Source organism: Aeromonas rivipollensis (assembly GCF_010974825.1).
Taxonomy (GTDB): Bacteria; Pseudomonadota; Gammaproteobacteria; order Enterobacterales; family Aeromonadaceae; genus Aeromonas; species Aeromonas rivipollensis.
The window spans coordinates 1-11,261 of sequence record NZ_JAAILA010000042.1 but is presented as its reverse complement, the minus strand read 5'-3'; the positions used below and the strand labels follow the sequence as shown (position 1 = coordinate 11,261).

General features: G+C 61.7%; 10 protein-coding genes. 3 read left to right on the top strand and 7 right to left on the bottom strand.

The features are described 5' to 3' along the window. Positions 1-296, top strand: a 296-nt coding sequence (locus G4923_RS20215; RefSeq protein ID WP_163138117.1) for an integrase core domain-containing protein, incomplete at its 5' end; no start/stop codon positions are given. A gap of 285 nt (positions 297-581) precedes the next feature. On the opposite strand, the gene G4923_RS20210 is transcribed toward G4923_RS20215, so the two are convergent. The 4 genes from G4923_RS20210 to G4923_RS20195 all read right to left on the bottom strand — a co-directional run bounded on the left by G4923_RS20210 (position 582) and on the right by G4923_RS20195 (position 5,373). Next, positions 582-1,634, bottom strand: a complete 1,053-nt coding sequence (locus G4923_RS20210; protein WP_163138116.1) for a RelA/SpoT domain-containing protein — start codon at positions 1,632-1,634, stop codon at positions 582-584. A gap of 391 nt (positions 1,635-2,025) precedes the next feature. After that, positions 2,026-3,147 carry an agmatine deiminase family protein gene (locus G4923_RS20205; RefSeq protein ID WP_163138115.1) on the bottom strand — a complete coding sequence of 374 codons (1,122 nt, stop codon included), beginning with the start codon at positions 3,145-3,147 and terminating at the stop codon, positions 2,026-2,028. An 18-nt stretch (positions 3,148-3,165) separates the two neighbouring features. Further along, positions 3,166-4,278, bottom strand: a complete 1,113-nt coding sequence (locus tag G4923_RS20200; RefSeq protein ID WP_240455376.1) for an extracellular solute-binding protein — start codon at positions 4,276-4,278, stop codon at positions 3,166-3,168. Positions 4,279-4,320: 42 nt separating this feature from the next. Beyond that, a complete protein-coding gene (locus G4923_RS20195) occupies positions 4,321-5,373 on the bottom strand; it encodes an agmatine deiminase family protein (protein ID WP_163138114.1) in 1,053 nt (350 codons plus the stop codon). A 115-nt stretch (positions 5,374-5,488) separates the two neighbouring features. Between G4923_RS20195 and G4923_RS20190 the strand changes: the two genes are divergently transcribed. Both G4923_RS20190 and dhaR read left to right on the top strand, forming a co-directional pair. Beyond that, positions 5,489-6,388, top strand: coding sequence for a LysR substrate-binding domain-containing protein (locus G4923_RS20190; protein WP_163138113.1), 900 nt, complete (start codon positions 5,489-5,491; stop codon positions 6,386-6,388). A gap of 247 nt (positions 6,389-6,635) precedes the next feature. Next, positions 6,636-8,537 carry a dihydroxyacetone kinase operon transcriptional regulator DhaR gene (gene dhaR, locus G4923_RS20185; protein WP_163138112.1) on the top strand — a complete coding sequence of 634 codons (1,902 nt, stop codon included), beginning with the start codon at positions 6,636-6,638 and terminating at the stop codon, positions 8,535-8,537. Between the two features lie 79 nt (positions 8,538-8,616). On the opposite strand, the gene dhaM is transcribed toward dhaR, so the two are convergent. From dhaM to dhaK, 3 genes are read right to left on the bottom strand one after another with little or no spacing between them, the layout of a single operon-like run. Then, positions 8,617-9,333, bottom strand: coding sequence for a dihydroxyacetone kinase phosphoryl donor subunit DhaM (gene dhaM / locus G4923_RS20180; RefSeq protein ID WP_106885577.1), 717 nt, complete (start codon positions 9,331-9,333; stop codon positions 8,617-8,619). A gap of 1 nt (position 9,334) precedes the next feature. Next, positions 9,335-9,964, bottom strand: a complete 630-nt coding sequence (gene dhaL / locus G4923_RS20175; RefSeq protein WP_106885576.1) for a dihydroxyacetone kinase subunit DhaL — start codon at positions 9,962-9,964, stop codon at positions 9,335-9,337. Between the two features lie 15 nt (positions 9,965-9,979). Further along, complete coding sequence (gene dhaK / locus G4923_RS20170) at positions 9,980-11,050, bottom strand: dihydroxyacetone kinase subunit DhaK (RefSeq protein ID WP_163138111.1); 1,071 nt, start codon at positions 11,048-11,050, stop codon at positions 9,980-9,982. Positions 11,051-11,261: the final 211 nt, after the last annotated feature.

The following is an 11,261-nucleotide window of genomic DNA, read 5'->3' as shown; positions in this document are numbered from 1 at the left end:
GCGGGGAGCTTATCCATCACTCGGACCGCGGCGTGCAGTATTGCTCGGGGTTGTATCAGTCATTGCATGAACGGCATGGGGTGCGGTGCTCGATGACGGATGGCTATGACTGTTACCAGAATGCGTTGGCGGAGCGGGTGAACGGGATTTTGAAAGGGGAGTTGTTGTTGCAAAGCCCGCAGGACCTGACGCAAGCGCGGGAGATGGTGCGTGAGGCGGTGGATATTTACAACCTGGAGCGACCGCATCATGCCTTGAAATACAGAACCCCCGATGCGGTGCATCGGGGGTTTTGAGTCACGTGAAGCTAGACGAAAATGTGTAAACCTATTTCAGGACTAGACACTATTTTTTACTATGCCCACTCAAGTTCAGTAATAATTATATCGTAGCCTTTGTTAAGATCCTTAAGGTAGGTTATCACTGCGCTTTCAGAGCGCCCCATTACAGGGAAGTGAGTTTTATGTACTGGGGATGATTTGCTACTTCCTTTAACTTTTATGTATTTGACACTTTTTACTCTTGCTTGCATATAAGCATCCTTATAATAACCTTTAATTTCCAAAAAAATCACTCTAGGGTTACTTCTTTTTATTTCTGCTCTTGGAACGTTCCGTCAATTGGTGGCCGCTCAATTTTGATGAAGCCATATCCATAAGTCTGACGAACTCGTTGGCATCGTTGAAATAGTTCCTAAATGCAGTTCTTACTTCTTCACTGCTATCTGCTCGCACAAGTACAATATCAAAGCCGGGCATTTCTTTTTCTAGTTCAAACAACTCTCTTAGAGCGTCTGTTGCATCCCTATAACTTCGAACGTTTAGATCTCCTTCAGGACTGAAAATCAGAATGCTGTTGCGTTTGTCGGAGATTGTACTGTGTGCTTGGTTTAGCCCTCGCAATGTCTGCATAAGCGAAAGCTCATTATCTAGCTCCAAGAATTTTTCTAAAACGACCCTATCAGACAGTTCTGGATGTGGCCCATTATGATTTTCATGTGCTCGTGCAATAATCTCGGCAGCATATGCCATTGCAAGATGATATCTGTTATCGCCTTTTTCAAACTTGGGTTGGCTTTCCGTAATAAATCCAACCACTTCAACCGCTGTGGCCCATGCATGTTGTACTAGGGTGCGGTACTGGATTTCTATGTAAAGGCCTTTTAGCTCTCTACCTGCAGCCGAATTTACGTCATACTCATATATATCATGAATCCCTCGATACCCTGTATTCTTTGGATTCTTAATGTAATCATACTTATCGATTGAATTTCGCATTTTATGCTTGAAACGCGACTTGTGAAACTCAACTCTGAACTCATTTAAATCTTGTATGTTGCCAAATATTATTCGGCAGCCTGCAACATCATCCATTCTGGATAATTGCATCGTTGGCAATCGTTGCAATTTATCAAAAATTGTATTCTTTCGCTTATGCCTCTGTGCAACAATTACATTTTTACCACGGAGTCGGGTGCGTAGAATGGCTTGAAATGTGTTAAGAACAGGCCGGTGGGCAGCTCGCCATGCTTCAATTACTTCTAGATCTTCGTTCGATGGCGAACCAGTCCGAACACCATCACCAGCACGGTTAACCCTTGACTTCGAGCCACCTGGAAAATTTGATTCAGTCAATAGAAACCTCCGATGGCCTCTAACAGTGATTAGATGGATGGAGATATTAATCCGTTAATAGAGTCTTCTATATAACTCTTGGCCACCCAGATAACTGATACAAAAAACTAATTTAAAATCAAAATTCTACCGACCTGCCTCATGGTGCTGAACGCATTATCTCAACATTTTCCTTTGGCTCTACTTCTGCTACTAAGCAAAAATACACTTAAGGCGCGGTAATGGAAAGCACTACCCAGCGTCACTTTCTTGAGCAACTCCGGAATGTGATCGAGGTGACAAAACATATGGCGTAGCTGGCCAAGATGCAGGGGGCGCGGGTCAGGGGGTGGGCATGGTGAGATAACCCGGGGCGTGGCAACGCCCCGGGTTATCCATCGGTAGAGGAGGGTCAGGCAGGCTGGTGGAGGGTGATGCAGTGAATGCCGCCGCCCCCCGCCGCCACCGGGTCTATGTTGACGGCCACCACCTTGCGGCCAGGATAGAGCTTGGCCAGCAGCTCCTGGCAATAGCGGTCGGCCGCCTTGTCGCCGAACTCGGGGACTATGACGGCCCCGTTGATCGGCAGGTAGTTGATGTAGCCAGCGGCAAAGTCCCGGCTACGGCTGAATTTATTGTCTCTCCCACCCAGCGGGGGCGGCAGCACATGCAGCTCCAGCTTGTTGCCGTCCGCATCCGTGGCCTGCTTGAGGATGGCCAGGTGCTGGCGGGTCACCTTGTAGTCGTAGGAATCAGGATCGTTGTCCATGTTGATCACCACCACGCCGGGGCGCACGAAGCGGGCGTAGAAGTCCACGTGAGCATCGGTGATGTCACGACCCTTGATGCCCGGCAGCCAGATGATTTTGCGCAGTCCCAGGTTGACCTTGAGCTCCGCCTCCACTTGCGCCTTGGTGAGGCCCGGATTGCGATTGCCGTTGAGCCAGCAGCTCTCGGTCAGGATGGCGGTGCCCTTGCCATCCACCTCTATGCCCCCACCTTCGCCAGTCAGCCTGCTCTGCAGATAATGGGCATCTGCCTGGGTGCTGACCCACTCGGCCACCCCCCCATCCTGCTCGTGCTCCTGCTTGTCGCCCCAACCGTTGAAGTTGAAGTCCACCAGCCCCAGCTCCCCCTCGCCATTGCGAACGAAGACGCCGCCGGTATCCCGCAGCCAGATGTCATCCAGCTCGGCGTGGATGAAGCGGGTGCTCCCCTCACCACAGAGCTGGCGGGCCAGATCCTCCTCTTCTTCGCGGCAGAGCACGTTCACCTCGGTATGGGGCGCCATGGCCTGCACCAGTCGTCCTATGGTGGCCTGCACCTCCTGGTAATCGCGACCCCAGATGTCACGGCTGGCACCGAAGGCGACCCAGACCCTGGCCTGGGGCCCGGCCTCGTCCGGCATATGGTAGCGGCCGACGGCGCTCGCCTTGGCCTCCGGGGTGGCGGCCTGAGCCCGCGGCAGGGCGCTCAGTCCGGCCAGCGCTCCCATGGCGACCAGCTGTTTCAATACTTGGCGTCGGGATGACATCTCTTTTACTCCTTGGATTCAAAAACTGCTCTTGAAGCGGGTCCAGGCTCGCATGCGGGCACGCATCTGGGATTGTGCAAGATCCTGGCCCGGGATGAGGCGCCCGTAGCTGGCCTCATCCAGATAGATATCCGGGTTGGCTGTCATGGTGGCATCCACCATGGATCTCGCCTTGGCACTGGCGGTGGGATAGCCGGTGCTGTTGGTGATGGCGGCCATGTTGGCCGGGCGCATCACGAAATTGATGAAGGCGTAGGCATAGTCAGGATGGGGCGCATCCACCGGGATCGCCATGGTATCCATCCAGATAGTGCTCCCCTCCTTCGGCAGCCGGTATTCAAAGTCGCTGTGCTTGCCCGCCTCGGCGGCGGCGCGCCTGGCTTGCGTCATGTCGCCGCTGTAACCCAGCGACAGGCAGAGGTCGCCGTTGACCAGCTGGGTCACCGGCTGGGACTGGAACTTGCGGATATGGGGCTTGAGCCCCTTGAGCAGCGCCAGCGCGGCATCCAGATCCTCGGCCTTGCCGCTGTGGGGATCCCGCCCCAGATAGTGCAGCACCACAGCCAGCACCTCGTCGGGGGAGTCGATGATGGAGATGCCGCAGTCGGCAAATTTTGCCGCCAGTTCGGGCTTGAACAGCAGGTCGAGACTGCCCACCGGGGCATCCGCCATCCGCTGCCGGATCATGGCTGCGTTATAGGTGAGCCCTATGGTGCCCCAGGTGTAGGGCACTACCGCATCCCGTGAATGGGGATAGGCCTGCTGCAGCCGCCGCAAGCCGGGCTCTATCTCCGCCAGGTGCTCTAGCTTGCCCTGATCCAGCGGTTGCAGGCTGCCCGCCCGCATCAGCCGCTCCGCCACCGTATCACCGGGAAAGATGAGGTCATAACCGCTGCGACCGGCCATCAGCTTGGCCTCCAGGGTCTCGCTGCTGTCCATGACGTCATAGATGACCCGGATCCCTGTCTCTTTGGTAAAGGCGCTGAGGGTATCGGGGGCGAAGTAGTCGGCCCAGTTGTAGAGCCGCAGCACCTTCTCCTCCCCTGTTGCCGCATCGGCCTCCCCGGCCTCGGCCGCAAGGCTCAGCAGCAGGGCCAGACAGCCCATCCACCCGAGTGTCTTCCTGATCATGATGTGGTTACTCCCCTGTGATTGGTCGCCGCCGTGCAACGCTCAGCCCAACAGCGGCCAGGCGGGCTGCTGCTGGGTGATGCAGTGGATGCCGCCGCCGCCGTGGGCCAGCCGGTTGATCGAGACCGGCACCACAGCCCTTTGCGGGAAGGCGCCTTGCAGCACAGCCGCCGCCTCCCGGTCGCTCGCCACCCCGTAGGCGGGCATGATGACGGCGCCGTTGGCGAGGTAGAAGTTGGTGTAGGAGGCGCAGAACACCTCGGCCTCCGTGTCTATGGCCTCGCTCGCGTCGTACAGATCCTGCAACTCGTAGGTGCGCCCCCTGGCATCGGTGGCCAGGGCCAGGGCGCGGCGGTTCTCCCGCACCACAAGGCCGTAGGTCGAGGCGGCATCCCGGGTGGCATCCACCAGCAGCTGGCCGGGGCGACTGAAGGCGCAGACTCCATCCACATGGCCGTCCGTCATGTCGCCGGTGACGTGGTCGGGATCCCCCGGCAGCCAGATGGTCTTCTCGATACCGAGCAGGCGACCGAAGATCTGCTCGATCTCACCCTTGCTGATCCCCGGGTTGCGGTTGCTGTTGAGCAGCACGGACTCAGTGGTGATCAGGGTGCCTTCGCCGTCCACATGGATGGCGCCCCCCTCGTTGGCCAGAAAGCTGCCGATACACTCCAGCTCCAGGCTGTTGAGGATGCGGCGAGCCAGCCCTTCGTCCAGCTGATGGACCGACTTGCCGCCCCAGGCGTTGAAGCGCCAGCTCACCCCAGCGCAGCCCAGTTCGGGGTGGCAGATAAAGGTGGGGCCGGAGTCGCGGCACCAGCTGTCATCTACCGGAATGGGGACAAGGGTCACCCTGTCGTCACAGAGGGCGCGCGCCTCGGCCAGCGCGGAAGGGTCGACCACCAGCCTGACCGGCTCGAACTGGACAATGGCGTTGACCACCCGGGCGAAGTCCTGCTGCACCTCGGCCAGGGTGACGCCCCAGCCGGATTCCCACAGCGCCTTGTTGTGGGGCCAGACCATCCAAGTCGCGGCGTGCTGGCACCATTCGGCGGGCATAAACCAGCCCTTTGCCACTATTCCCTGTTCCCGCATATTCCCTCTCTGATTAGGTACTATTAAGGTTGCTGACGATGGGAATAGACTATTCCCACATAACACGGCGAACAAACGATCGATTTTCAGTACAAGTGATAAGTGGAGCTAATCAATGATGTTCAAACATTGGCCCCCGCTCAACGTGCTGCGGGGCTTCGAGGCGGCGGCTCGCCTCGGCAGTTTTCATCAGGCGGCGCAGGAGCTGCACCTCACCCAGTCCGCCATCAGCCAGCAGATCCGCTCCCTGGAGGAGCTGCTCGGCCAGCCGCTGTTTCACCGGCAGGGGCGCTCGGTCGCCCTGACCGATGCGGGACAGGATCTGCTGGAGACCACCCAGAGCGTGCTGCTGCAACTGGCGGTGGGGATCCAGCGCCTCGAGCAGTACCGCAAGCCGAACCAGCTGGTGCTCAACACCAGCACCGCCATCGCCCGCTACTGGCTGCTGCCCCGACTGGGGGCGTTTCATCGCCAGCACCCCGACATCGATCTCTGGCTCTTCACCAGCGACGAGGTGCCCGATCTGGCCGAACAGACCATAGATCTCGCCCTGCGCTGGGATCTCGCACCGCAGGCCGAGTGTCGCCATCAGCCGCTGCTGGCGGACAGGTTGCTGCCGGTGGCCGCGCCTGCCGTGCTGGCCCAACCGGCGGCACAGCGCACCACCCTCCATGGGGAGCGAGAGCTGGACTGGCACCACTGGACGCTCAAAGGGGGGGAGGATCTGCAACTGCAGACCCGGGGGCTCAACTTCTCCGATCCCGGCCTGCTGCTGGAGGCGGCCAGCGCCGGGCTCGGGGTGGCGCTGGTGAGCGAACGGCTCTCCCAACCGGCCAGGGAGCTGGGGCAGTTGCTGCCGCTCTCCGCTTGCCGGGTCAAGGGGCCCCAGTGGAGCTTGCTTATCCACCAGGAGAGCGAAGGGATGCCGGAGTGCCGCGCCTTCTGTCACTGGCTCGGCCAGCAATTTACCGAGGGGGCGGCGGGCGGGAATGAGGATGCCATTGCCGCCCTCTGAGGCAGGTCACTGAATCTGGCGGACGGGCATGGTTAAATGGTCGGCCTCTCTCTATGCCGGATATTGCATGTGACCCTGCCATCTGACCGCCTGCCGCTCCAACCCTTGCCTGACTATGGGTATGCCTTCTGGCTGCACTCTTGCCGGACAGGACAGTGACAATGCTATCTGACCGTTTTCCACCCCAGCCCTGGCCAGAGCATCTATATGCCCTCTGGCTGCGCGCTTGCCGGATAGGGCAGTGACAATGCCATCTGACCGTCTGCCACCCCAGCCCTGCCCTGACTATCTGCAGGCCTCCTGGCTGCGCTGCGCCCACCAGACCAGCGCCACCCTCTGGCACCCGCCCCACAGTGCCAAGGGGCAGACCTTGCAGAGCCTGCGCCAGCGCAAGCGGGACTTGCTCACCACAGGCGAGATGGCCCTCGAGGATCTCTACGAATTCATGGAGGGGCGTCCCTGCGCCCTGCTGCTCACCGACGAGAGCGGCTGTCTGCTGGCCCGTACCGGCCATCGCGAGACGCTGGCAGAACTCGAAGCGCTGGGCTTTGGCCCCGGCGCTTTTTTTAGCGAGGGGCGCATCGGCACCAATGCCATCAATCTGGCGGCGCTGGAGGGAGTGCCGCTCTGCGTCAGCGGCCCCCAGCATTTCAACCAGACCCTGCACCCCTGGCACAGCTGCGCCAGCCCGGTCTACAACAGCAACGGCCGTCAGGTCGCCATCATGGCCCTGGTCTGCCGGGTGGAGGAGGCAACGGTCGGGGATCTGGCGCTCACCGTCAGCGCCGGTCGCGAGCTGGCCCATCTGCTGCAGATGGAGCGCCTGATGCAGGAGTCCCAGCACCATCTGAGCGAGCTTTACGCCCTGCTCGACGGCATGGATGACGGCGTGCTGGCCTGGGATCCGCAAGGCAGGCTGCGCTACCTCAACGCGCTGGCGGCCAACCGACTGCGGCTCGATCCGGCGCTCTGTCTCGGTCAGCCTCTGGAGCAGCACCTGCTGCTGCCCCAGCGGTTGCAGCTGGCCATCAAGGGGCAGACGCCACTCAGTCATGTGGAGGTGACGCTGGAGCGGCTCGGGGTGCATTCCGGGGAGTTCATCAATGCCCTGATAAGCCTCAAGCCGCTGCCGGGGCCGGAGGGGGTCAGCTTTATCGCCCTGCTGCATCCGGTCGACCGGCTGCGGGCCATTCACCAGCTGCGGCAGACGGTGCCCGAGCTGTCGGCCCTGGTGGGGGAATCGAGCGCCATGCGCAAGCTGCTGCGCCACGCCAGACAGGCGGCCCAGAGTCAGGGGCCGATCCTGCTGCGCGGTGAAGAGGAGGTAGGCAAGGCCCAGCTGGCGGAGGCCATCCACTTTGGCAGCGAACGGGCCGCCGGGCCCCTCATTACCCTCAACTGTCAGGCGCTGCCGAGCGAGCGGATGGCGCTGGAGCTGATGGGCTCCGACGAGGCGGGGCAGGAGCGGGCGGGCAAGTTCGAGCTGGCCCACGGCGGCACCCTGGTGCTGGAGCAGGTGGAGTGCCTCTCTGCTCCCATGCAGGCGGCGCTGCTGCAACTGCTCAAGACAGGCCGCATCCAGCGCTTCGACTCGGCCCGCGTGCTGCCGCTCAAGGTGCGGATCATAGCAACCAGCAGTGCCCCGCTGGAGCAGCGGGTGCAGGAGGGGCAGTTCGGTCGCCAGCTGCTCTATGCCTTGCAAGCCTGCGAGCTCTGGCTGCCGGGGCTGCGGGAGCGCAGTGCCGATCTGCCCGGCCTTATCAGTCAGCAGCTAGGGGCGCAGGGGCGCGAGCCGGTACGCCAGTTCAGCCCGGCGGCCCTCGACTGTCTGCTCGCCTACCCCTGGCCCGGCAATCTGGGAGAGCTGCGCAGCGCCGTCGAGCATGCCCTGCTCCACGCCAGTCAGGGGCAGATCCCGCCGGAGGCGCTGCCCGCCGCCATTCGTCACGGCCATCAGCTGGTGGCGGATGAGGTGGTGGGGCAACCGCTGCTCACCCTGGCGGAGCTGGAGCGGCAGGCCATCTTGCGCAGCGCCCACGCCTGCAAGGGACAGGTCAGCCTGATGGCCCGACAACTGGGCATCAGCCGCACCACCCTGTGGCGGCGGCTGAAGCTGCTCGGCATGGATCCCGCCCACTACCACGGATAGCGGTCACGCATAGAAACGCCCTTGCGGAAAAAACGACAAGGCCCCGCACTGGCGGGGCCTTGATAAAGCAATGGGATCCTCAGTCGCCGAAGCGTTCCGCTGCCAGCTGCTGGAAGCAGGTCAATGCGGCGGTGGCATCCTCCCCGCGCGCCAGCAGGGTGAGTCTGTCGCCCTGGCGCACGTTGAGCATGGCGAGCCGGGTCAGGCTGCGGGGGTTGGCCTCTTTATCCCCCTTTTGCAACTTGAGTTCAGCGGCAAAGGGCTTGAGGGCGGCCACCAGTCGGGCGGCGGGGCGCACATGCAGGCCGTGGGGGTTATCCACCACCACCTCGCAGCGCAGCCAGCCGTCGTCGGCTGCCGGTGCCGTCTCAGTGGCGGATTGCACCGCGCTGGCAGGCAGCATCGCCTGTTTCGGGCCCAGGGCACCGAGCGCTTCGGCGGCCACCTCGTCCAGCGTCAGGCCGGATCCGGCCGCCACCACGGCGGCCAGGGTGCCCTCGACCAGCGGGGCCGGGCAGAGCCGCACCCGGACGCTTAACTCAGGGGGCAGCAGTTCGAGGGCGGTCTCAGCGCTCAAGAGCGCGCTTCCCAAGTCCATCAGCACCAGCACGCCGCTGCCGTCATCTGCTTCTTCGATCGCACTCATCACGGCAATGGCATCTGTGCCTATGGGGTGGTCGGGGTCATCGACCCCGGCCGCCAGCAGCAATCTGGCCGGGCTGCCGAGCTGGTCGGCCAGCGCTTTCAAGCCGGCCGCCAGCATGGCGCTGTGAGAGACAACGACGATTCCTATCATGTCACAACCTCGCTCTGTCACGCAGGGCGGTCAGCAGCAGCAGGGTCGAGGTAGCCCCGGCATCCTGATGGCCTATGCTGCGCTCACCCAGATAGCTGGCGCGCCCCTTGCGGGCCTGCATCTGTATGGTGGCCTCGGTACCGGCCGCAGCGGCGGCCACCGCCTTGTCCAGCGCATCATTGAGGGAGAGATCTTGCTGCTGTGCCTGTTGCAGGGCGGCCAGAGCCGGCCACCAGGCGTCGCACATTGTCTTGTCCCCCGGTTCGGCGCGGCCGCGGGAGACTATCCCCTCGACCCCGTCACTCAGCATCTTGCCAAGCTGGCTGAGGCTGAGGCTCTGACAGGCGTCGGTACTGGCCGCCGCCCGGATAAAGAAGGTGCCGTAGAGGGGGCCGCTGGCGCCGCCGACCGAGGAGAGCAGTGTCATGCCGGTGGTTTTCAGCACCTGACCTATGTCCTTGTCCGCCACCGCGGGCAGCTTCTCGGCCACCTTGGTGAAGCCGCGCTGCATGTTGAGGCCGTGGTCGCCGTCACCGATGTCGGTATCCAGCGCCGTGAGGTAGTCACGCTGCTCGGCAAAGATGTGCTCGCAGTCGAGCAGCCAGTTGACGATCTGATGTTTGCTTAGCATGAGAATGAGGGCTCCTTAGCAGCCGCGACGCAGGGCTGGGGTGTGAACGGGGGCATCCCACAGGGTCATCAGCTCGTCATCCACCTTGAGCAGGGTGATGGAGATGCCGGTCATGTCGAGGGAGGTGCAATAGGGGCCAATCAGGTTGCGCACCAGATGGATGCCCGCCTCTTCGCACAGGGTGGCGAGGCGGCCATAGACGCCATAGAGCTCTGAGATGGGGGTGCCGCCCAGGCTGTTGACCAGGGCGATGACCCGATCGCCCGCATTCAGCGGCTCGATAAAGGTGTGCTCCTCCTGCCAGCTGCCGGAGGCTCTGTCCCAGTGGCGCAGGGTGCGGCCATAGGGGGTGTTGTCATAGAGCTCTTCGAACATGTCGTCCACCAGGGTATCGAGATCGGTGAAGGGGCGGCGCGCTATGCCCGGCTCGCCGTGGATGCCCACGCCGAACTCCATCTCGTTGTCCGCCAGCGTGAATGAGGGCTTGCCGGCGGCAGGCACTGTACAGGCGTGCATGGCGACGCCTATGGTGCGGCTCTGGTTGTTGATGCGGCGGGCCAGCGCTTCGCAGCGGCTCAGGTCATAGCCCGCTTCGGCGGCGGCCCCCACCAGTTTCTCGCACAGCACCGTGGTGGCAACGCCACGACGACCGGCGGTATAGAGGCTGTCTTTCACCGCCACGTCGTCATCGATCAGCGAGAAGCCGACCTTGACCCCGTCACCGTGCAGCAGCTCGACGGCGGTTTCGAAGTTGAGCACGTCACCGGTGTAGTTCTTCACCAGGAACAGCACGCCTGCGCCGCCATCGACGGCCTGACCGCACTCGTACATCTGATCCGGGGTTGGGGAGGTAAAAATTTCGCCGGGGCAGGCGCCATCCAGCATCCCTTTGCCCACCAGACCGCCGTGCATGGGTTCGTGACCGCTGCCACCGCCGGAGACCAGCGCCACCTTGCCCATCACGGGGGCGTCGGCGCGGGTGATGTAGTGGGGTTCAATACGTACCTTGAGCTCGGGGTGGGCGGCAGCCATCCCCATCAGTTGTTCACGGACCACGGCATCGACGGCATTGATCAGCTTCTTCATGGCTCACTCCTTGGCTTGCCACCGCACGGGTGGGCAGATGATTGATGAAGCCAGTCTAACGGGATAAATCGGGATAAAAATGACGGCCTGTTCGGTTCGGATTTGAAACAGGAGAAGGGTCATTGGCGTTTCAATCTGAAACGGCGCGGGGCGAACGGGCGGGAAACTGTTAGCGGCTTCACAGCCATGAAAAAGGCTATGTCCCAATTAC